The organism is Shewanella saliphila, assembly GCF_014648295.1.
GTDB classification, from domain to species: Bacteria; Pseudomonadota; Gammaproteobacteria; order Enterobacterales; family Shewanellaceae; genus Shewanella; species Shewanella saliphila.
This window is the reverse complement of the sequence record NZ_BMQV01000024.1, coordinates 1-21,759: the sequence shown is the minus strand read 5'-3', so window position 1 is coordinate 21,759 and position 21,759 is coordinate 1. Positions and strand designations below refer to the sequence as shown.

At 41.9% G+C, this 21,759-nt stretch carries 22 protein-coding genes; 21 read left to right on the top strand and 1 reads right to left on the bottom strand.

Translation table 11 applies throughout. The annotated features are described in order from the left end of the window. Nucleotides 1-11: 11 nt before the first annotated feature. Nucleotides 12-878, bottom strand: coding sequence for a LysR substrate-binding domain-containing protein (locus IEY48_RS12200; protein ID WP_188920687.1), 867 nt, complete (start codon nt 876-878; stop codon nt 12-14). A 138-nt stretch (nt 879-1,016) separates the two neighbouring features. On the opposite strand from IEY48_RS12200, the gene IEY48_RS12195 reads away from it, so the two are divergent. From IEY48_RS12195 to IEY48_RS12095, 21 genes are all read left to right on the top strand, one after another. After that, nucleotides 1,017-2,147, top strand: coding sequence for an S-(hydroxymethyl)glutathione dehydrogenase/class III alcohol dehydrogenase (locus tag IEY48_RS12195; RefSeq protein WP_188920685.1), 1,131 nt, complete (start codon nt 1,017-1,019; stop codon nt 2,145-2,147). Nucleotides 2,148-2,225: 78 nt separating this feature from the next. Beyond that, nucleotides 2,226-3,071: an S-formylglutathione hydrolase gene (fghA, locus tag IEY48_RS12190; RefSeq protein ID WP_188920683.1), complete on the top strand. Its 846-nt coding sequence runs from the start codon at nt 2,226-2,228 to the stop codon at nt 3,069-3,071. Nucleotides 3,072-3,342: 271 nt separating this feature from the next. Beyond that, a complete protein-coding gene (mioC, locus tag IEY48_RS12185; protein ID WP_188920681.1) occupies nt 3,343-3,786 on the top strand; it encodes an FMN-binding protein MioC in 444 nt (147 codons plus the stop codon). A 467-nt stretch (nt 3,787-4,253) separates the two neighbouring features. Further along, nucleotides 4,254-6,143, top strand: a complete 1,890-nt coding sequence (gene mnmG, locus IEY48_RS12180) for a tRNA uridine-5-carboxymethylaminomethyl(34) synthesis enzyme MnmG (protein ID WP_188920679.1) — start codon at nt 4,254-4,256, stop codon at nt 6,141-6,143. A gap of 111 nt (nt 6,144-6,254) precedes the next feature. Beyond that, on the top strand, nt 6,255-6,875 hold the full coding sequence (rsmG, locus tag IEY48_RS12175; RefSeq protein ID WP_188920677.1) for a 16S rRNA (guanine(527)-N(7))-methyltransferase RsmG: 621 nt from the start codon (nt 6,255-6,257) through the stop codon (nt 6,873-6,875). Between the two features lie 62 nt (nt 6,876-6,937). Continuing rightward, complete coding sequence (locus IEY48_RS12170) at nt 6,938-7,726, top strand: ParA family protein (protein ID WP_188920675.1); 789 nt, start codon at nt 6,938-6,940, stop codon at nt 7,724-7,726. 9 nt (nt 7,727-7,735) lie between these two features. Then, a complete protein-coding gene (locus tag IEY48_RS12165; RefSeq protein ID WP_188920673.1) occupies nt 7,736-8,620 on the top strand; it encodes a ParB/RepB/Spo0J family partition protein in 885 nt (294 codons plus the stop codon). 225 nt (nt 8,621-8,845) lie between these two features. Next, nucleotides 8,846-9,229, top strand: coding sequence for an ATP synthase subunit I (locus IEY48_RS12160; RefSeq protein ID WP_188740000.1), 384 nt, complete (start codon nt 8,846-8,848; stop codon nt 9,227-9,229). A 12-nt stretch (nt 9,230-9,241) separates the two neighbouring features. Then, the gene (atpB, locus tag IEY48_RS12155) at nt 9,242-10,036 is read left to right on the top strand and encodes a F0F1 ATP synthase subunit A (protein ID WP_188739954.1); all 795 of its coding nucleotides are present in this window, start codon (nt 9,242-9,244) and stop codon (nt 10,034-10,036) included. 65 nt (nt 10,037-10,101) lie between these two features. Continuing rightward, nucleotides 10,102-10,353: a F0F1 ATP synthase subunit C gene (gene atpE / locus IEY48_RS12150; protein WP_011639455.1), complete on the top strand. Its 252-nt coding sequence runs from the start codon at nt 10,102-10,104 to the stop codon at nt 10,351-10,353. 37 nt (nt 10,354-10,390) lie between these two features. Continuing rightward, on the top strand, nt 10,391-10,861 hold the full coding sequence (atpF, locus tag IEY48_RS12145) for a F0F1 ATP synthase subunit B (protein ID WP_188920671.1): 471 nt from the start codon (nt 10,391-10,393) through the stop codon (nt 10,859-10,861). A gap of 14 nt (nt 10,862-10,875) precedes the next feature. Then, a complete protein-coding gene (atpH, locus tag IEY48_RS12140; RefSeq protein WP_188920669.1) occupies nt 10,876-11,409 on the top strand; it encodes a F0F1 ATP synthase subunit delta in 534 nt (177 codons plus the stop codon). Between the two features lie 14 nt (nt 11,410-11,423). After that, nucleotides 11,424-12,965, top strand: a complete 1,542-nt coding sequence (atpA, locus tag IEY48_RS12135; RefSeq protein ID WP_188920667.1) for a F0F1 ATP synthase subunit alpha — start codon at nt 11,424-11,426, stop codon at nt 12,963-12,965. 53 nt (nt 12,966-13,018) lie between these two features. Then, a complete protein-coding gene (gene atpG / locus IEY48_RS12130; protein ID WP_188920665.1) occupies nt 13,019-13,879 on the top strand; it encodes a F0F1 ATP synthase subunit gamma in 861 nt (286 codons plus the stop codon). Between the two features lie 34 nt (nt 13,880-13,913). Then, on the top strand, nt 13,914-15,305 hold the full coding sequence (gene atpD, locus IEY48_RS12125; RefSeq protein WP_188920664.1) for a F0F1 ATP synthase subunit beta: 1,392 nt from the start codon (nt 13,914-13,916) through the stop codon (nt 15,303-15,305). 36 nt (nt 15,306-15,341) lie between these two features. Next, a complete protein-coding gene (locus tag IEY48_RS12120) occupies nt 15,342-15,770 on the top strand; it encodes a F0F1 ATP synthase subunit epsilon (RefSeq protein ID WP_188920662.1) in 429 nt (142 codons plus the stop codon). A 147-nt stretch (nt 15,771-15,917) separates the two neighbouring features. After that, nucleotides 15,918-17,282, top strand: coding sequence for a bifunctional UDP-N-acetylglucosamine diphosphorylase/glucosamine-1-phosphate N-acetyltransferase GlmU (gene glmU / locus IEY48_RS12115; RefSeq protein WP_188920660.1), 1,365 nt, complete (start codon nt 15,918-15,920; stop codon nt 17,280-17,282). A 160-nt stretch (nt 17,283-17,442) separates the two neighbouring features. Then, entirely contained in the window at nt 17,443-18,213 is a 771-nt protein-coding gene (locus IEY48_RS12110; protein ID WP_188920659.1) for a DeoR/GlpR family DNA-binding transcription regulator, read from the top strand. 24 nt (nt 18,214-18,237) lie between these two features. Then, on the top strand, nt 18,238-20,067 hold the full coding sequence (gene glmS, locus IEY48_RS12105; protein WP_188920657.1) for a glutamine--fructose-6-phosphate transaminase (isomerizing): 1,830 nt from the start codon (nt 18,238-18,240) through the stop codon (nt 20,065-20,067). 142 nt (nt 20,068-20,209) lie between these two features. Then, a complete protein-coding gene (locus tag IEY48_RS12100; RefSeq protein ID WP_188920655.1) occupies nt 20,210-21,271 on the top strand; it encodes a type I restriction endonuclease in 1,062 nt (353 codons plus the stop codon). Nucleotides 21,272-21,634: 363 nt separating this feature from the next. Continuing rightward, on the top strand, nt 21,635-21,759 hold a 125-nt coding region (locus tag IEY48_RS12095; RefSeq protein ID WP_188920654.1), incomplete at its 3' end, for a transposase family protein.

Here is a 21,759-nt window from a genome sequence, read left to right as displayed (position 1 = left end):
CCCAGCGTTTATTACAACTCTTGGGCTAATTTATCCACTAGCAATCGTACTTTGGGTGACAAATGGCGGTTGTGTGGGTACAAAGCCCAAATACCTTCTTTAGGTTGTTGATATGGCGCGAGTAACACCACTAGCTGTCCAGATTCAATTGCGTCATTAACGTAATAACCCGGCAATTGCACAATCCCCAGCCCCTTAATGGCCGCAGACAATAAACTTAAACCACTGCTGCAACTCAACGACCCATGTACCTTAACCGCTTTAGACTTGCCCTGGTCAATAAAATTCCAATGCGACTGACTGCCAATTAAACAATTATGCTGGCTCAATTCCGACAAAGTATAAGGTGTACCAAACTGAGCAATATAACTTGGTGCTGCACACACATATTGGCTTCGATTAGTTAAGCGTTTAGCCATCATTGACGAATTAGATAACCGCCCTAACCTAATGGCTAAATCAAAACCACCTTCCACTAAATCGAGTTGGCGATTAGTTAACTCACACACCACCTCAATATCACGATATTGCTGCATAAAATCGATAACAACCGGCATGACAAAATTTTCACCGTAGGTCACCGGTGCAGTCATCCTAATTAAGCCTTGAGGTTTATCTTTTAAACTTGAAATAGCCCGCTCAGCTTCATCTAGACTGTCTAGCACTTGGCGGCAATGCTGATAATAAACGGAGCCTTCTTCGGTTAACGACACTTTACGCGTGGTGCGATAAAACAGTTTAGTGTTTAAACGGTTTTCAAGTTGACTCACTTGACGACTCACTTGCGCCGTCGAAATACTTAAACGCTTACCTGCGGCAGTAAAACTGTCGGTTTCTGCTACCGCAACAAACTCAAAAATCCCTTCCCACTGCATCATTATTACATTCTCGTAAAAGTCATTTACAAAACTAGCTGATTATCATTTTATGATAAACAAATATAATGGATAAATACACTACACTGTAGTGATGCTAGTTAACCATCATTCATGGTATTACGTTAAAGGAAGTCATTTATGTCAGCACAATTTATTAAATCAAAAGCCGCAATTGCTTGGGGACCAGGACAACCATTATCGGTTGAAGAAGTCGATGTCATGTACCCAAAAGCCGGTGAAGTCATGGTACGTATCGTGGCATCTGGTGTATGTCATACCGATGCATTCACCTTATCAGGTGATGATCCTGAAGGCGTATTTCCAGCCATTCTTGGTCATGAAGGTGGCGGGATTGTTCATATGGTTGGCGAAGGTGTTACCAGTGTCAAAGTGGGCGATCATGTTATTCCGTTATACACCGCAGAATGTGGTGTATGTAAGTTCTGTACTTCTGGCAAAACCAACTTATGTAGCGCTGTACGAGCTACACAAGGTAAAGGCTTAATGCCAGACGGCACCACCCGTTTCTTTAAAGATGGCGAACCTATTTTCCACTACATGGGTTGTTCTACTTTTTCTGAATACACAGTCTTACCTGAAATTTCACTGGCTAAAGTCAGTAAAGAAGCGCCATTAGAAGAAGTGTGCTTATTAGGTTGTGGTGTCACGACCGGTATGGGCGCAGTACTGAAAACAGCGAAAGTACAAAAAGGCGATACCGTAGCAATATTTGGTCTAGGCGGCATTGGCCTATCAGCCATTATTGGCGCAACTATGGCTGGAGCAAGCCGCATTATTGGTGTCGACTTAAATGAATCTAAGTTTGAACTGGCGAAAAAACTGGGGGCAACAGACTGCATTAACCCTAAAGACTTCGATAAGCCAATTCAGGACGTGATTGTTGAAATGACCGATGGCGGCGTTGATTTCTCATTCGAATGTATTGGTAACGTTAACGTGATGCGCAGTGCATTAGAATGTTGTCACAAAGGTTGGGGTGAATCAGTGATTATTGGTGTAGCTGGTGCTGGCCAAGAAATTTCAACGCGTCCATTCCAATTAGTGACCGGCCGTGTATGGCGTGGCAGTGCATTTGGTGGCGTTAAAGGACGCAGTGAATTACCCGGTATTGTTGAGCAATACTTAGCAGGTGAGTTTAAGTTAGATCACTTTATTACCCACACAATGGGCCTTGAAGGGATTAACGATGCATTTGATTTAATGCATAAAGGCGAAAGCATCCGCACCGTTATCCACTTTGATAAATAAGTCTAAAAGCAGATCTTAAGTCAAATAACAATGCAGTTAATTTTTTAATTAACTGCATTTATTTTATAAGGACCCATCATGACCATTGAAAATATCAGCAGCACCAAAGCATTTGGTGGCTGGCATAAACAATATCATCATCAGTCAACGGCGCTCAATTGCACGATGCGTTTTGCGATTTACTTACCGCCACAAGCTGAACAGCAAAATGTGCCCGTGTTGTATTGGTTATCAGGCCTCACCTGTACTGACGAAAACTTTATGCAAAAAGCAGGTGCACAGCGCATTGCCGCAGAGCTTGGAATCGCCATTGTCGCGCCAGACACCAGCCCGCGTGGCGAAGGGGTTGCCGACGATAAAGACGGTGCATATGACTTTGGTTTAGGCGCAGGATTTTATCTCAATGCCACCAAACCACCTTTCGATCAGCATTATAAAATGTATGATTATGTGGTGTCTGAGCTGCCAGCAATCATCGAAGCGCATTTTCCGGTAACTAAGCAGCGCAGTATTAGTGGTCACTCAATGGGCGGCCATGGTGCACTGACAATTGCATTGAAAAATCCAAACCAATTTAACAGTGTTTCGGCATTTAGCCCTATTTGTAATCCAATGGATTGCCCATGGGGAATTAAAGCGTTTCGCGGTTATTTAGGCGATGATCAACAGCAATGGCAACAATATGATAGCTGTGAGCTGATGCAAAACAGCCAACAATTTGTGCCTGCGCTGGTGGATATTGGTACCAATGACAACTTTTTAGATGAGCAGTTAAAGCCACAAACACTCGTCAATATAGCTAAAAACAAAGGCTACCCACTTGAATTGCGCATGCAGCCTGGTTACGACCATAGCTACTACTTTATCGCAACCTTCATTGAAGCTCACCTGCGCTTCCATGCTAAACATTTGCAGATTAGCTAACGCGAGCAATTGCTTAGCAAGGATTAAGCGGCAATTTAACTTAGTCTAAATCTGTTAATGCTAACTAACCAGTCACCTAAAACGAGCCTTTATGGCTCGTTTTTTTATCGCTAAAAAATATTGCTGCGATAAAAGAGCGAAATAAGCAGCTTATTTCGGACTAAAAAGTGTAAATAAGCCAACATTAAGCGTAATTGAGCGAGTAAAATAACCTTAAAGCACATAAAGCTGACGATTAAACGAGCAGATTAAGCAACAATTTGGAGTAGAAATGGCAAACATAGCATTACTAGTGGGTACAACATTGGGCAGTTCAGAATACGTTGCAGATGAAATGGCAGAGCAATTATCTCAATTAAACCACCATACTGAGGTGTTTATAGATCCACAATTAGCCCAATTAAGCGATTTTTCAATGTGGATCATCGTTAGCTCAACCCATGGAGCAGGCGATCTTCCAGACAATATAGTGCCTTTTTATAAACAATTAATGCTAGAAATGCCTGATCTTAACGGGATTCAGCATGCATTATGTGCCATTGGCGATTCAAGCTATGACACTTTCTGCCAGGGCCCTGAAAAAATAATCGATCTGTTATTACAATACGGATCAAACACCATTGTGGATAAGATCCAAATTGATGTTCAACAAGATCCAGTACCTGAAGAGCCCGCACTGGCGTGGTTATTACAATGGCAGGATAAAATTAACTAGGCATAAAATACGATCTTATTTTGTATAAACTAAGATCAACTCACAATTTAGATCTAGCTTATCCACAAATTACTATTTCAAATAACAACTTTGTGGATAAGCTATTATTTTCTGCGATCATAACTCTGTACTATTCACACTCCGATCTGCTTAAAGATCACCCTTGTGGATAAGTACCCGATCTATCCCCACCTTATATTGAGTTTGATCGCGATCAGATCACAGGTTTGAAAGCTCGTTATCTATTGATTTTAAATGGAAATAAAAGTTACTAACAGAAAAGCTCGATCCTAATAGTAAACATAATAAAAAGATCTATATAAAGATCTTAAGATCTATTAAGCAAACCCATCTTGATCATTCTATGAAAAATGATCATTCACGTTCTGACAAGCAAGTGCTAAAATGCGCAGCTCGAATCGCGTTACAAATTGAATTTAACTTTCTAAGCAATCAAAGGTCGCATAATGCATTTTCATGAACGGTTTGATGTAATTGTCGTTGGTGGTGGTCATGCCGGAACTGAGGCAGCCCTCGCAGCAGCAAGAATGGGATCAAAAACATTATTGTTAACCCATAACATCGACACACTAGGTCAAATGTCTTGTAATCCCGCTATCGGTGGTATTGGTAAAGGCCATCTGGTTAAAGAGATCGACGCATTAGGCGGAGCCATGGCAACGGCTACAGACTTTGCCGGGATTCAATTTAGAACATTAAATTCAAGTAAAGGTCCTGCTGTTCGTGCTACTCGTGCCCAAGCAGACCGAGCGCTATATCGTCAAAAAATTCAGCACATTTTACAAAATCAAGCTAACTTACGTATTTTTCAACAAGCAGTTGATGACTTAGTGGTTGAAAATAATAAAGTTATAGGTGTTGTCACTCAAATGGGTTTGGCATTTGAAGCCCCTGCAGTGGTATTAACCACAGGCACATTTTTAAGTGGCAAAATTCATATTGGTTTACAGAATTACAGTGGTGGCCGTGCAGGCGATCCACCAGCCATTGCATTAGCAAACCGTTTACGTGAATTACCCATCCGTGTTGGCCGTTTAAAAACCGGAACACCACCACGTATTGATGCAAATACCATTGATTTTTCACAAATGACAGAGCAAAAAGGCGATACTCCATTGCCAGTAATGTCGTTTATTGGTGATGTGAGTCAGCATCCAAAACAAATTTCATGTTTTATTACTCACACCAATGAAAAAACCCACGATATTATTCGTGGTGGCTTAGACAGAAGCCCAATGTATTCAGGTGTTATTGAAGGTATTGGCCCTCGTTACTGCCCATCGATTGAAGATAAGATCCATCGCTTTGCGGATAAATCATCGCACCAGATCTTTATTGAACCTGAAGGTTTAAGCACTAACGAGATCTACCCTAACGGGATTTCTACCAGTTTACCTTTTGATGTTCAGCTTAATTTAGTGCGTTCGATCAAAGGCATGGAAAACGCTGAAATCGTTCGTCCTGGTTACGCTATTGAGTATGATTATTTTGATCCACGCGATCTTAAAAACTCATTAGAAACCAAAACTATTAATGGCTTATTCTTTGCAGGTCAAATCAACGGCACAACCGGTTACGAAGAAGCCGGTGCTCAAGGATTACTTGCTGGTATGAATGCATCTTTACAAGTACAAGGTAAAGACACATGGTGTCCTCGTCGTGATGAAGCATATCTTGGTGTATTAGTTGACGATTTATCAACTCTAGGTACCAAAGAACCATACCGTATGTTTACTAGCCGTGCGGAATATCGTTTATTATTGCGTGAAGATAACGCCGATCTACGATTAACAGAAAAAGGTCGTGAACTTGGTTTAGTTGACGATAATCGTTGGGAATTGTTCAGTAAGAAAAAAGAATCGATCGAACTGGAATTACAACGTCTACGTGGACAGTGGGTACACCCTAATTCACCATTGCTCGATGTGCTTAATCCACAATTGAATACGCCAATTTCTCGCGAAGCTTCTTTTGAAGATTTACTGCGTCGTCCTGAAATGGATTACAGTAAATTAATGCAATTAGAAGGTTTTGGCCCAGGTCTTGAAGACCCACAAGCTGCTGAGCAAGTGCAAATTCAAGTTAAATACTCAGGATATATTCAACGTCAACAAGACGAAGTTGATAAAGCCGTGCGTCATGAAAGCTCATTATTACCGTTAGATCTGGATTACAAAGAAGTACCAGGTTTATCCAATGAAGTGATCGCTAAGCTCAATAACCACAAACCAGAAACGGTAGGACAAGCCTCGCGCATATCAGGAATTACTCCTGCAGCGGTCTCAATTCTACTTGTACACTTGAAAAAGCGTGGTTTATTGAGAAAAAGCGCATAATTACAGATATTTTTTCGACTCAATAACACAAGGGAAGCCATAAGGCTTCCCTTAGTGCTTTTACGGCTTCATAATAACTGCCGTCTGTTCATGCAATTTACGAGGCTTTCTGTGTTATCTGTGCAACTCCAAACCTATTTAGCTGAAATGAAAATATCGGCCACTGAATTACAACAAAAACAATTAATCGGTTTTGTTGAAATGCTCGCTAAATGGAATAAAGCCTATAACCTCACCTCGGTTCGCGATCCTGAGCAAATGTTAATCCGTCATATTATGGACAGTTTAACCGTTTCTCCTTATCTTGAAGGACATCGCTTTATTGATGTCGGCACAGGACCTGGTTTACCCGGGATCCCATTAGCCATTATGAACCCAGACAAAGAATTTGTATTATTAGACAGTTTAGGTAAGCGGATCCGCTTTCAAAAACAGGTTCAATTTGAACTTAAAATTAATAATATAACCTCAGTAGAGAGCCGGGTTGAGGCTTATCAACCTGAAGATAAATTTGATGGCGTATTAAGCCGAGCGTTTGCCTCAATACAAGATATGCTCAGCTGGTGCCATCATTTGCCAAAAGAAAACGGTATTTATTACGCCTTAAAAGGCCAGTTAAGTGAACAAGAATTACAGCAAATGCCAGCAGGATTTTCGCTGGTTGATACCATTGTATTGCATGTACCAAAGCTAGATGAACAGCGACATTTATTAAAAATTGCTAAGCAATAAAGCGCATTTCTTTTGCTAATTAATCTAACCGGACATCAATAATTTAAAGGCAGGATGACATAGTGGGTAAAATTATTGCCGTAGCCAACCAAAAAGGTGGCGTAGGAAAAACAACAACTTGCGTAAACTTAGCCGCATCACTTGCCGCCACAAAGCGTAAAGTGTTGTTGATCGACTTAGATCCTCAAGGCAATGCAACCATGGGCAGTGGTGTCGACAAATACGATGTTGACAATACTGCCTACGAATTACTGGTAGAAGAAAAGCCTTTTGCAGATATTGTGATTAAAAATACCGTGGGTAAATTTGATCTGATCGCCGGTAATGGTGATGTGACGGCTGCAGAAATTAAGCTGATGGAGTTTTTTGCCCGTGAGATCCGTTTACGTAATGCACTTGCGCCGATTAGAGACGATTACGATTATATCTTTATCGACTGCCCACCTTCATTAAATATGTTAACCGTTAATGCCATGTCTGCAGCTGATTCTGTTTTGGTGCCAATGCAGTGTGAATACTATGCATTAGAAGGGCTGACAGCGTTGATTGATACCATTACCAAGCTCGGTGCAATGGTCAATCCAACATTAACCATCGAAGGTATATTACGGACCATGTACGACCCGCGTAATCGATTATCAAATGATGTGTCAGATCAGCTAAAACAACATTTTGGTGACAAGGTTTATCGAACTGTCATTCCAAGAAACATTCGTTTAGCAGAAGCACCTAGTTTTGGTGCACCTGCCATGTATTACGATAAATCAAGTGCTGGCGCTAAAGCTTATTTAGCCCTTGCAGGTGAAATTATTCGTCGTGCAGAGCAGCTGACACAACCCAAACAAGCGTAGGACATAAAAATGACGTTAAAAAAACGCGGTTTAGGTAAAGGCCTGGATGCCTTATTAAGCCATAGTAATGCGGCTACTCGTAAAAGCGAGCAACCTGAAGACACTCAGCCATTAGCCACTGCTGGCGATCTTATTCATCTTGATCTCGACAAACTCCAGCCGGGGAAATACCAACCGCGTAAAGATATGTCGCCTGAAGCACTAGAAGAACTGGCTGAATCAATCCGCTCGCAAGGTGTTATTCAGCCTATTGTTGTACGTAAGGTTGTTGAGGGTAATTATGAAATTATCGCCGGTGAACGTCGTTGGCGTGCAGCACAACTCGCCAAGCTTGATAAAGTCCCTTGTATTGTTAAGCAGGTTGCCGATGAAGCCGCTGTCGCGATTGCATTGATTGAAAATATTCAGCGCGAAGATCTCAATGCAATGGAAGAAGCAATAGCGTTACAGCGTTTACTTGAAGAGTTTGAATTAACCCATCAACAAGTCGCCGATGCGGTAGGTAAATCTCGTGTTAGCGTGTCAAACCTATTACGTCTAAACAGCCTCAACGAACCTGTTAAGCGTTTGTTAGAATATGGTGACATTGACATGGGGCACGCCCGTGCATTATTGGCCATTGAAGGTGATGAACAAACTATTTTGGCCCGATTAGTAGCATCAAAAGAAATGACTGTTCGTGAAACTGAACGATTAGTTAATAAAGCCTTAAATCCGGCTAAAGTTGCCGAAACTCATGCTAAAGATCATGATGTTAGCCGTTTAGAACAAGAGTTAATTGAAAGGCTCGGTGCCAAAGTTGCTATCAACCATGGGACTAAAGGCAAAGGAAAAATTGTAATAAACTACCAAAATCTCGCTGAATTAGACGGTATTTTAAGTAAAATCCGCTAAAAAGCCGACTAAACCATTTCATGTAGTAATTTTGTGACACAGCGCTAATTTTTACTTTTGTATATTTAGCGCTAATTCACTTATTAAATCGTTGTTTTCCTATCATCAAAGTTGCAAACAAAGCGCGAAAAGGTATACTTTGCAGGCTTTTTGTATCTTAAGGCTAGTTTAATCTATTAAATTTAACATTAGGACCGCGAAAGGCATTAATGCGGAGATATGAAGTTGGGTAATGTTTTAGCGCGTCGTGGTAGGTTAGCAGCCTATAAATTAGTGCTGGTACAAGCGATTGTTGCGAGTATTATTTCAATACTATTTTTCGTAATGTGGGGAGCACAGTATGGTCAGTCTGCATTAGCAGGTGCGATTATCGCTGTACTTCCTAATTTTGTATTCGCAACCCTAGCTTTCTCACATAGTGGGGCAAGCTCAGCAGCAAAAGTGGTTAAAAGCTTTTACTGGGGGGAAGCGGTAAAGATGCTGTTGACCATTGCATTGTTTACGTTAGTGTTTATCAACATGGAAGTCGGATTTATGCCGCTTTTTACTTGTTATTCGTTAGCGTTAGTTGTGCACTGGATAGCACCTTTATATTTCAAGCAAAGTTAAGTGGGATGAATCATGGCTGCAACTGGTGAAGCGTTAACACCGCAGGGCTATATCCAACATCACCTTACCAACTTAAGTGTTGGTGAAGGGTTTTGGACATGGCACATTGATTCGTTGCTCTTTTCGGTTGGGCTTGGTGTGTTGTTCTTATGGCTGTTTTACAGTGCTGGCAAAAAAGCGACGACAGGCGTTCCTGGCAAATTTCAATGTTTTGTCGAGATGATTGTTGAGTTTGTTGATAGCAGTGTGAAAGAAACCTTTCACGGCCGCAATCCTGTTATTGCGCCTTTAGCTCTGACTATTTTTGTGTGGATTTTCATGATGAACTTCATGGATATGATCCCTGTAGATTGGTTGCCATGGGCAGCAAGTTTAGCAGGCGTGCCATACCTAAAAGTAGTTCCGACTACTGACGTAAACATCACTTTTAGCTTAGCTATTGGTGTGTTTGTGCTGATTATTTACTACAGCATTAAAGTCAAAGGTGTTTCAGGTTTTGTTAAAGAACTAACATTTCAGCCTTTTAACCATTGGGCAATGATACCCGTCAACTTATTATTAGAAACAGTTACTCTAGTAGCTAAGCCAATCTCATTGGCTCTACGACTATTTGGTAACTTGTATGCTGGTGAGTTGATTTTTATCCTTATTGCATTGATGTATGGTTCTAACGTGGCGTTATCTGCTCTAGGTGTAGGATTACAACTAGGTTGGTTAATTTTCCATATTTTAGTTATTACTTTACAAGCATTTATTTTCATGATGTTGACCATTGTTTATTTAAGCATGGCGCATGAAGATCACTAAGGGTAACCGAAAATTTTTTTGACCTAAATCATTAATAACAACGATTTAGAATATTGGAGATAGATATGGAAACTGTATTAGGAATGACGGCTATTGCTGTTGCTCTACTTATTGGTATGGGTGCATTAGGAACAGCTATCGGTTTCGGCCTTTTAGGTGGAAAGTTTTTGGAAGGTGCAGCACGTCAGCCAGAAATGGCGCCTATGTTACAAGTTAAAATGTTCATCGTAGCGGGTCTACTTGATGCCGTAACTATGATTGGTGTAGGTATTGCGCTATTTATGCTATTTACTAACCCATTGGGTGCAATGCTTTAATTAACGCTTCTGTCTTTAATCTAACTAGGAGGCTGTTGTGAATTTCAACGCTACCCTATTCGGTCAGACGGTTGCCTTTATTCTCTTCGTGTGGTTTTGCATGAAGTTTGTATGGCCTCCGTTGATGAATGCCATCGAAGAACGCCAGAAGAAAATTGCTGATGGTCTGGCAGATGCCGGCCGTGCAGCAAAAGATCTAGAGTTAGCGCAAATTAAAGCTACTGAGCAGCTAAAAGAAGCAAAAGTAACTGCCAACGAGATCATTGAGCAAGCTAACAAGCGTAAAGCTCAAATCGTTGAAGAAGCTAAAGCTGAAGCACAAGTTGAGCGAGCTAAAATTATCGCTCAAGGTAATGCAGAAATTGAAAACGAACGTAATCGCGTTAAAGATGACTTGCGTAAGCAAGTTGCTACTCTAGCCGTTGTAGGCGCAGAGAAGATTCTTGAACGTTCGATTGACCCAGCCGCCCACAGTGACATTGTTAATAAACTTGTTGCTGAAATTTGATAAGGAGTTGAGTTATGGCTGAATTAACCACCATCGCTCGCCCTTACGCAAAGGCAGCTTTTGATTTTGCTGTTGAACATAAAGCAGTAGATAGCTGGACAGAAATGTTAGCTTTCGCCTCATTGGTAAGTGAAAACGAATCAATGAAACCACTGCTTAACGGTACTCTTGCGAGTACTCAACTTGCCTCACTGTTTATTAATGTATGCGGTGAACAAGTCAACGAGCAAGGTCAGAACCTGATAAAGGTAATGGCTGAAAACGGTCGTTTAGGGATACTGCCAACAGTATCGCTACTTTTTGCTGAATACCGTAATGAGTGGGCAAAAGAAGTTGAAGCCACTGTGGTTTCTGCTACTGAGCTAAGCTCTGAGCAACAGCAGCAAATTAGTGTTTCTCTAGAGAAACGTCTCGCACGCAAAGTTAAGCTGAATTGCAGCATCGACGCATCGCTCATTGGCGGTGTGATTATTAAATCAGGCGACCTAGTCATTGATGGCTCGGTAAGCGGTAAGTTATCGCGCTTGTCTGATAAGCTGCAGTCGTAATTGGGAGTTTGAGCATGCAACTGAATTCCACTGAAATCAGCGATCTGATTAAGCAGCGGATCGAGCAGTTCGACGTCGTTAGTGAAGCTCGCAACGAAGGTACTATCGTTGCAGTAAGTGACGGCATCATTCGCATTAACGGCCTTGCCGATGTAATGCAAGGTGAAATGATCGAACTGCCTGGTGGCCGTTTTGCAATCGCGTTGAACTTAGAACGTGATTCTGTAGGCGCCGTAGTAATGGGCCCTTATGCTAATTTAGCAGAAGGCGCAAAAGTTAGAACCACTGGTCGTATTCTTGAAGTACCAGTTGGTCGTGGACTACTTGGTCGTGTTGTTAACACCCTTGGTGAGCCAATCGACGGTAAAGGACCTATCGACAACGATGGTTTCTCTCCTGTTGAAGTTATTGCCCCTGGTGTTATTGAGCGTAAATCAGTAGATCAACCAATCCAAACTGGTTATAAAGCTGTTGATGCCATGATCCCAATCGGTCGTGGTCAACGTGAATTGATCATTGGTGACCGTCAGACTGGTAAAACAGCGATGGCTATCGATGCAATTATCAACCAGAAAGATTCAGGTATTAAGTGTGTCTATGTTGCTGTTGGTCAGAAAGCTTCTACCATCGCTAACGTAGTACGCAAACTTGAAGAACATGGTGCACTTGCTAACACTATCGTTGTAGTAGCATCAGCTTCTGAAGCTGCCGCTCTGCAATTCTTAGCGCCATATTCTGGTTGTTCTATGGGTGAATACTTCCGTGACCGCGGTGAAGATTCTTTAATCGTATATGATGATTTGTCTAAGCAAGCAGTTGCTTACCGTCAAATTTCATTGCTATTGAAGCGTCCACCAGGACGTGAAGCATACCCAGGTGACGTATTCTATCTACACTCGCGTTTACTAGAGCGTGCATCACGCGTAAACGTGAACTATGTAGAAAAGTTCACAAACGGTGCAGTAACAGGTCAAACCGGTTCGTTAACCGCGTTACCTATTATTGAAACCCAAGCTGGTGACGTATCAGCGTTCGTACCGACCAACGTAATTTCTATTACAGATGGTCAGATCTTCCTTGAGACTGACTTGTTTAACTCGGGCTTACGTCCAGCAGTTAACCCAGGTATTTCTGTTTCTCGTGTTGGTGGTGCAGCGCAGACTAAGATCATCAAGAAACTGTCTGGCGGTATCCGTACTGCACTTGCACAGTATCGAGAGCTTGCAGCGTTCTCACAGTTTGCATCTGATTTAGATGATGCAACTCGTGCTCAACTTGAGCATGGTGAGCGTGTAACCGAATTAATGAAGCAAAAGCAATATGCTCCTATGAGCGTTGCTGCCCAGGCTGTGTCTATTTTCGCAGCTGAAAAAGGCTACCTTAAAGGTGTTGCTTTAAACGAAATCGGTCGCTTCGAAGCCGCTCTGCTTTCATACATGAACAGTCAACATGCTGACCTAATCAAAACCATCAACGCTACTGGCGATTATAACGCTGATATCGAAGGTGAGTTGAAGGCAGGCATGGACAAGTTCATTGAAACCCAAACCTGGTAATAATGAACAAGAGGTGTCATTAGGCACCTCAGGTCCCAGATTGGAGAGTAGAGATGGCCGGCGCTAAAGAGATTAAAACCAAGATCGCGAGTGTTAAAAACACTCAGAAGATCACTTCAGCTATGGAAATGGTTGCAGCCAGTAAAATGCGCAAAGCGCAGGAACGCATGGCAGCCAGCCGTCCATATGCAGAAAATATGCGTAAGGTGATCGGTCACGTAGCGCAAGGTACTCTCGAGTATAAACACCCCTATTTAGAGGTGAGAGATGCCAAGCGGGTTGGTTACATTGTTGTAGCAACCGACCGTGGCCTTTGTGGTGGTTTGAACGTCAACCTGTTCAAAAAGGTTGTGTCAGACGTGAAGAAGTGGAAAGAGCAAGGTGCTGAAGTGGACTTTTGTCCAGTAGGTGCTCGTTCAGTTCAATTCTTCAAAAGCTTTGGTGGTAATGTTACTGCCCATGCATCAGGTTTAGGCGATGCGCCAAAACTTGCTGATTTGATTGGCACGGTTCGTGTCATGTTAAAAGCTTACAACGAAGGTAAACTGGATCGTCTGTACATTGTGTTCAACAAATTTGTTAACACAATGGCCCAGACTCCTGTGATCGAACAGCTGCTACCTTTACCTAAGTCAGATGAAGAAGTAGCGAGTTACCCTTGGGATTATATTTACGAGCCAGATCCAAAAGAAATTTTGGATGTACTGTTAACTCGTTATGTAGAGTCACAAGTGTATCAAGGTGTTGTTGAAAACCTTGCCTCTGAACAGGCTGCCCGTATGGTAGCGATGAAAGCGGCAACAGACAACGCTGGCGAAATGATCGATGATCTGCAATTAGTCTATAACAAAGCCCGTCAGGCTGCGATTACGCAAGAACTGTCGGAAATTGTTTCAGGCGCTGCAGCGGTTTAGGTTAGGTAACGAATTCAAGTTTAGAGGATTAATCATGAGCACAGGTACTGTTGTCCAAGTAATTGGCGCGGTTGTGGACGTCGAGTTTCCACAAGATTCTGTACCTCGGGTATATGACGCTCTGAAGATCACAGGTGAAGGCGCCTGTAATGGTTTGGTGCTGGAAGTTCAGCAGCAGCTAGGTGGTGGTGTAGTTCGTACCATCGCTATGGGTTCTTCTGATGGTCTGCGTCGTGGTCTAGAGGTAGCAAACTCAGGTTCACCAATTTCTGTTCCGGTAGGGGTTAAGACCCTTGGCCGTATCATGAACGTATTAGGTGAGCCAATTGATGAAGCGGGTCCAATTGGTGAAGAAGAGCGTTATGAAATTCACCGTGCAGCTCCTTCATATGAAGATCAATCAAATGCGACTGAGCTTTTAGAGACGGGTATCAAGGTTATCGACCTTGTTTGTCCATTCGCTAAAGGTGGTAAAGTAGGTCTGTTTGGTGGTGCTGGTGTTGGTAAAACAGTTAACATGATGGAACTGATTAACAACATCGCTAAAGCTCACTCAGGTCTTTCTGTTTTCGCTGGTGTAGGTGAGCGTACTCGTGAGGGTAACGACTTCTACTACGAGATGGAAGATTCAGGCGTATTAGACAAAGTTGCCATGGTTTATGGTCAGATGAACGAGCCTCCAGGAAACCGTTTACGCGTAGCGTTAACTGGCCTGAGTATCGCTGAAAAGTTCCGTGACGAAGGTCGTGACGTATTGTTGTTCGTGGACAACATTTACCGTTACACCCTTGCTGGTACTGAAGTATCTGCACTATTAGGTCGTATGCCTTCTGCGGTAGGTTATCAGCCAACACTAGCTGAAGAGATGGGTGTTCTTCAAGAACGTATCACTTCAACTAAGTCTGGTTCTATTACCTCTGTACAAGCAGTATATGTACCAGCGGACGATTTAACCGATCCGTCACCAGCAACAACCTTCGCTCACTTAGATGCGACTGTTGTATTGTCTCGTCAAATTGCTTCATTGGGTATTTACCCAGCCGTTGACCCGTTGGATTCGACTTCACGTCAGTTAGATCCACAGGTTGTTGGTCAAGAGCACTATGATGTTGCAAACGGTGTACAAACTGTATTACAGCGTTATAAAGAGCTGAAAGACATTATTGCTATTTTGGGTATGGATGAATTGTCAGATGATGACAAAACCATGGTATTCAGAGCACGTAAGATTGAGCGTTTCTTATCTCAGCCTTTCTTCGTAGCAGAAGTGTTTACAGGTTCTCCTGGTAAGTACGTTTCTCTAAAAGACACTATCCGTGGCTTTAAGGGTATCTTGGATGGCGAGTTTGATGCTATCCCTGAGCAAGCGTTCTACATGGTTGGCTCAATCGACGAAGCTGTCGAAAAAGCTAACAAAAAGAAATAACTAGGCCGTAAAGCTTAGTTCTTTAAGGAGAACTTGATGGCAGCCAAAACAGTCCAACTTGATATTGTTAGTGCAGAAGACAGCATCTACCACGGCGAAGTGAGCTTTTTTGAAGTGAACGGTGCTGAAGGTGAGTTAGGTATTATGCCTAACCACGTTGCTCTACTAACAAAAATCAAGCCTGGTATGGCGCGCTTTATCAAGCAAGATGGTAGTGAAGAAGTGTTGTATCTTTCAGGTGGTTTACTGGAAGTACAACCTACTGCAATATCAGTGCTTGCTGATGTAGCATTACGTGCCGATGATATTGATGAAAAAGCCGCTTTAGAAGCGAAGGAACGTGCAGAGCAAGCTATTGCTAATGCTGGTACTGACTTCAATTATGAAGCTGCTGCTATTGAATTGGCCAAATCTTTGGCTCAATTGAAAGTAGTTGAAACCATTAAGAAAAATATCACCAGATAATCTGATTATTTGACGCTGAAAAGGCGACTCATTACGAGTCGCCTTTTTTATTTATCATTAAGAAATAATGGGATATTTTTCATTTGTAACGTGATTAAGCTAAAATAGCGCCAAATTGAATAAAATGTACTTTTGAAGGAATCAACCATGTCGTTAAATGTTGTCATCTTAGCTGCAGGCAAAGGAACTCGCATGCGCTCAGATTTGCCTAAAGTTCTGCATCCAATAGCCCATAAAAGTATGGTTCAGCATGTTATCGACACCGCTAACTCATTAGGCTCACAAGCGATTCAATTGGTGTATGGCTATGGTGCAGATAAGCTACAAGCGGCATTAGGTGAGCAAACATTAAATTGGGTGTTGCAAGCTGAGCAGCTTGGTACAGGCCATGCAGTGGCACAGGCCAACCCTAATATTAACGACGACGATACCGTGCTGATCCTCTACGGTGATGTACCGCTAATTCAACAATCGACACTCGAAAGCTTGCTTGCCGCACGTGAAAAAAATGGCCTCGCGATTTTAACCGTTAATCTTGTTAACCCAACAGGCTATGGCCGTATAGTGAGAGAATTCGGTAAAGTGGTCGGTATCGTTGAGCAAAAAGATGCTAATGCAGACCAATTAAAAATCACTGAAGTGAATACCGGCATCATGGCGGTACCCGGTAAGCAATTAAAAGCGTGGTTGAACAGGTTATCTAACAACAATGCTCAAGGTGAATACTATTTAACAGACATTATTGCCATGGCACATGCTGATGGTGTCGCGATAACCACGTCACAACCCCAGTCTGCTATTGAAGTTGAAGGCGCAAATAATCGTGTGCAATTAGCACAATTAGAGCGTGCTTACCAAGCTCGCGCCGCTGAAAAACTCATGTTAGAAGGTGCCAATTTACGTGACCCTGCACGTATCGATATTCGCGGTGATGTCACGGTGGGTATGGATGTGATGATAGATATCAATGTCATTTTCCAGGGGACGGTAGTATTAGGTAATAACGTCACGATTGGCGCTGGTGCTATTCTGATAAACTGCGAGATTGCCGATAACGCTGAAATTAAACCTTATACCATCGTAGAAGGGGCAAAACTGGGTCAAGCGGCAAGTGCAGGGCCGTTTGCACGATTACGCCCTGGCGCTGAACTGAAGCAAGATGCGCACATTGGTAATTTCGTTGAAATCAAAAAGGCGGTTTTAGGCGAGGGTTCTAAAGCAGGTCATTTAGCTTATCTCGGTGATGCTGTTATTGGTGCCGGTGTTAATATTGGCGCAGGGACCATTACTTGTAACTACGACGGCGCTAATAAGTTTATTACCACCATCGAAGACGGCGTCTTTGTAGGAAGCGACACTCAATTAGTTGCCCCTGTGACAATTGGCAAAAACGCCACCTTGGGTGCCGGCTCTACGATCACTAAAGACGTAGCAGAAGATGAATTAGTTATTACCCGTGTAAAGCAGCGCCATATTTCAGGTTGGCAACGTCCAGTGAAGATTAAAAAGTAATACCGTAAGCTCAATACTGGCGTTTACTGTCAAAACCTCTGCTAACAACAGAGGTTTTTTTGTACTTTTATTTCAATTTTAATGATTCAGATCTAGAAAAAGTTTCATTTGATGCTAAAATATCTTTCGAAACGAAACTTTTATAACGGTTTTTAATAAAATGACTAAGCGTAATACCCAACAACGCCGCCATTCGATTATTAAATTGGTCAACGACCAAGGTGAAGTTAGTGTCGATGAGCTGGCCAGTTTGTTCTCAACCTCAGAAGTTACGATCCGCAAAGATTTGGCCATGCTAGAGACGCACGGATTATTGTTACGTCGCTATGGCGGTGCTGTCCAACTACCGCAAGAAATGACACAAATAACCAATGAGTCATTGTCATTAAACAAACAAGCTATTGCCACAAAAGCGGCAGAGCTTATTCGCGATCATAACCGAATCATAATTGACAGTGGTAGCACCACATCAGGGATCGTACAACAACTTAATGATAAGCGTGGTTTAGTGGTGATGACTAATTCATTGCAGCTGGCAAACGCGATTCATGATCTTGAAAATGAGCCGACATTATTGATGACCGGTGGTACTTGGGACCCACATTCAGAGTCTTTTCAGGGCCAAGTTGCAGAGCAAGTATTGCGTTCATATAACTTCGACCAACTGTTTATTGGTGCTGATGGCCTAGATTTAGACCGTGGAACTACCACATTTAATGAACTCACTGGCCTCAGTAAAGTGATGGCCGAAATGTCTCGAGAGGTTGTGGTGTTATTAGAGTCGACAAAAATAGGTCGACGGATCCCCAACCTAGAACTGTCGTGGGATGTTGTTAATGTTTTAGTCACCGACGACAACGTCAGCCCGCAAGCTGTAGAAACCATTTCAGCACTCGGTGTTAAAGTCATACTTGCGCCGTATGCCAACTAAATTAATATCTCAAAGGAAAATACTATGTGTGGAATCGTAGGTGCTGTTGCACAAAGGGATGTTGCAGAGATTTTAGTCGAAGGCCTTCGTCGTCTTGAATACCGAGGTTATGACTCAGCCGGTGTTGCTGTTATTAATCAAGGTGAAATAAGCCGTACTCGTCGTTTAGGCAAAGTACAAGAATTGTCATCAGCGTTAGATGCCGCGCCACTGGCTGGTGGTACTGGTATCGCTCATACCCGCTGGGCTACCCACGGCGAACCAAGCGAGCGTAATGCTCATCCACATTTATCAGAAAATGACATTGCGGTTGTACACAACGGTATTATTGAAAACCACAACAAACTACGTGAGATGCTTAAAGGTTTAGGTTATGTATTTTCATCAGATACCGACACTGAAGTTATTTGTCACCTTGTGCATCATGAGCTTAAAGCTACGGCTAATTTATTGGCTGCAGTTCAAGCCACGGTTAAACAGCTAGAAGGTGCTTACGGTACAGTTGTTATTGATCGTCGTGATAGCGAGCGTATGGTTGTAGCTCGCAGTGGCAGTCCGTTAGTGATTGGTTTTGGTTTAGGTGAAAACTTTGTTGCCTCTGACCAATTAGCCTTATTACCCGTTACCCGTTCTTTTGCCTTTTTAGAAGAAGGAGATGTCGCGGAAATCACTCGTCGTGAAGTCAGTATTTTTGATATCGATGGTAATCCTGTTAAGCGTGAAATTAAAGAGTCTGAAGTTACCCATGATGCGGGTGATAAAGGTGAGTACCGTCATTACATGCTTAAAGAGATTTACGAGCAGCCAACAGCCATTACCCATACTTTAGAGGGGCGTATTACGGGTGGAAAAGTGCTCGACAGTGCGTTTGGTGAAAATGCAGCAGAACTATTAAAAGACATTAAACACGTACAAATAATTGCCTGTGGTACCAGTTACCATGCTGGTATGGCTGCGCGTTACTGGTTAGAAGACTGGGCAGGAGTATCGTGTAACGTTGAAATAGCATCAGAATTTCGCTACCGCAAGTCGCACCTATTCCCAAAAAGTCTATTAGTGACTATTTCACAGTCTGGTGAAACTGCCGACACATTAGCGGCAATGCGCTTAGCAAAAGAAATGGGCTACAAGGCCACATTGACCATTTGTAACTCGGCGGGTTCATCATTAGTGCGTGAATCTGACATGGCTTATATGATGAAAGCTGGTGTTGAAATAGGCGTAGCATCAACCAAAGCTTTTACCGTGCAGCTTGCCGGTTTATTAATGCTTACAACGGCAATTGGTCGTCATAATGGCATGTCTAGCGATATGGAAGCGGCGATTACTCAAAGCTTACTGTCAATGCCTGCCAAAGTTGAGCAAGCATTAGGGTTAAATGATGCAATTATTGAACTAGCAGAAGATTTTGCAGATAAACAGCATGCATTATTTTTAGGCCGTGGTGACCAGTATCCTATTGCAATGGAAGGCGCATTAAAGCTGAAAGAAATTTCATACATTCACGCAGAAGCTTATGCATCAGGCGAGCTAAAGCACGGCCCGTTAGCGCTTATTGACGCTGATATGCCAGTGATTGTTGTCGCACCCAACAATGAATTACTTGAAAAGCTTAAATCGAACGTTGAAGAAGTTCGTGCTCGTGGTGGATTAATGTATGTTTTTGCTGATGTCGATGCTGAGTTTGAATCAGACGACACCATGAAAGTCATCCAGGTACCACATTGTGATGAGTTTATGGCACCACTGATTTACACCATTCCACTACAGTTATTGTCATACCATGTGGCTTTAATTAAAGGTACCGATGTTGACCAACCACGTAACCTCGCAAAAAGCGTCACAGTAGAGTAAGTTTATGATTTAATTAAAAAAGGCTTCTTATGGAAGCCTTTTTTATTGTTTGAAAAATGCTCAAGAAAATATTATGGTATTTGGTTTTTATCTGCTAACTTGAAATTGGAGTGACATTAATCATTAACACGAGGTCGATGAGATGGATTTTATTGAACGAATAGATGTTTTATCAAAAAGGATTCCTGAAATAGCAGCCAGTTTGCAAACTGAAGAAGCTACTAAAAATGCGTTGATCATGCCATTTTTACATACAGTATTAGGTTATGATGTTTTTAATCCCAACGAGGTAATCCCTGAGTTTACTGCCGATATAGTCACGAAAAAAGGTGAGAAAGTAGACTATGCATTAGTTAAGGATGGCGAGGTACAAATTCTTATCGAATGCAAAAAATATGGTGAAAAGCTATCCATTAAACATGCAGGACAACTTTTTAGGTATTTTTCGGTTACAAACTCTCGTTTGGCCATTTTAACAAACGGCACAGAATACCAATTTTTTACCGATCTTGATGCCCCTAATAAGATGGATGAAAAACCATTTTTAACCTTAGATTTATTAAATATTGATGAGCATTTGGTTCCTGAGCTTAAGAAACTCACTAAATCTTCATTTGATGTTGAGTCTATCGTGAGTGCCGCTGGTGAACTTAAATATTTAAATCAAATAAAAAAATTGTTAAATGAGCAATTTAAAGAACCAGAAGAAGAGTTTATTAAATTTTTCGCTGCAAGAGCATATGACGGTGTACTTACACCTAAAGTTAAGCAACAGTTTACTGAAATTACAAAGAAAGCCTTAAGACAATTTCTAAGTGATAGTATTAATGACAGGTTGAAATCGGCAATCGGTGGCGAGCAAGTTTCAAAAAAAGATGAAGAAACTCTCCATACGCAAGATGATGATAAACCAAAAATTATTACCACTAATGATGAAGTTGAAGGTTTTAATATCGTTAAAGCTATCTTAAGACAAAAAGTAGATGCAACGAGAATTATTGCAAGAGATACTCAGAGCTATTTTGGTGTGTTATTAGATGACAATAATCGCAAACCTTTATGCCGTTTGCACTTTAATGCCAAACAAAAATATCTTGGGTTGTTCGATGTTGATAAAAATGAAACTCGACATCCGATAGAGACTATTGATCAAATCTTTGATTTTAGTGAGATATTATTACAAACAACAGCATACTATGAATAATTTACTCTTTTTAGTTTAGCACCAAAAAATTGTGAGTATTTAACTGCTAAAGCTTGATAACAAGCGACTGACTCATTGTGTAGTCGCTTTTTTGCATCTCACTAACCCGTAGAATTGCTGTCTTTTGTGAGTGTTTACTGTAAATTTAAAACAGATTTAGTTTGCTTAAATAAATCGGCTCAACGGATGAGGAGTTAACTTGAAGTTTAAAAATAATCTTGGGCGAGAAAAACTGGCTGCTGTGACAATATGCTTTGGTGCGGCGCCAGGGCGAGATCGTGAACGTTTTTCGAACAATTCGACGCACTATTTGACGTTAACATCTCGCTATGATCTTATACTCCCTTTTTTCGGGAGCACATCATGCATATTGACCACTTCAAAGAGAATTTCCAAACAATAACAGACCAGCGTCAAGGGGCTAAAGTGACCTATTGCCTTTTTGAGGTACTGTTTGGTTCGCTATGTGCCGTTATCGCAGGCGCTAA

Excerpts from the sequence above, each read along its gene's own strand:
- atpE (WP_011639455.1), top strand. The coding sequence starts at position 10,102 with ATGGAAACTGTATTAGGAATGACGGCTATTGCTGTTGCTCTACTTATT.
- atpD (WP_188920664.1), top strand. The coding sequence starts at position 13,914 with ATGAGCACAGGTACTGTTGTCCAAGTAATTGGCGCGGTTGTGGACGTC.
- atpB (WP_188739954.1), top strand. The coding sequence starts at position 9,242 with ATGGCTGCAACTGGTGAAGCGTTAACACCGCAGGGCTATATCCAACAT.
- fghA (WP_188920683.1), top strand. The coding sequence starts at position 2,226 with ATGACCATTGAAAATATCAGCAGCACCAAAGCATTTGGTGGCTGGCAT.
- IEY48_RS12195 (WP_188920685.1), top strand. The coding sequence starts at position 1,017 with ATGTCAGCACAATTTATTAAATCAAAAGCCGCAATTGCTTGGGGACCA.
- atpA (WP_188920667.1), top strand. The coding sequence starts at position 11,424 with ATGCAACTGAATTCCACTGAAATCAGCGATCTGATTAAGCAGCGGATC.
- glmU (WP_188920660.1), top strand. The coding sequence starts at position 15,918 with ATGTCGTTAAATGTTGTCATCTTAGCTGCAGGCAAAGGAACTCGCATG.
- IEY48_RS12100 (WP_188920655.1), top strand. The coding sequence starts at position 20,210 with ATGGATTTTATTGAACGAATAGATGTTTTATCAAAAAGGATTCCTGAA.
- IEY48_RS12200 (WP_188920687.1), bottom strand. The coding sequence starts at position 878 with ATGATGCAGTGGGAAGGGATTTTTGAGTTTGTTGCGGTAGCAGAAACC.
- mnmG (WP_188920679.1), top strand. The coding sequence starts at position 4,254 with ATGCATTTTCATGAACGGTTTGATGTAATTGTCGTTGGTGGTGGTCAT.
- IEY48_RS12110 (WP_188920659.1), top strand. The coding sequence starts at position 17,443 with ATGACTAAGCGTAATACCCAACAACGCCGCCATTCGATTATTAAATTG.
- atpG (WP_188920665.1), top strand. The coding sequence starts at position 13,019 with ATGGCCGGCGCTAAAGAGATTAAAACCAAGATCGCGAGTGTTAAAAAC.
- glmS (WP_188920657.1), top strand. The coding sequence starts at position 18,238 with ATGTGTGGAATCGTAGGTGCTGTTGCACAAAGGGATGTTGCAGAGATT.
- mioC (WP_188920681.1), top strand. The coding sequence starts at position 3,343 with ATGGCAAACATAGCATTACTAGTGGGTACAACATTGGGCAGTTCAGAA.
- IEY48_RS12165 (WP_188920673.1), top strand. The coding sequence starts at position 7,736 with ATGACGTTAAAAAAACGCGGTTTAGGTAAAGGCCTGGATGCCTTATTA.
- atpH (WP_188920669.1), top strand. The coding sequence starts at position 10,876 with ATGGCTGAATTAACCACCATCGCTCGCCCTTACGCAAAGGCAGCTTTT.
- IEY48_RS12120 (WP_188920662.1), top strand. The coding sequence starts at position 15,342 with ATGGCAGCCAAAACAGTCCAACTTGATATTGTTAGTGCAGAAGACAGC.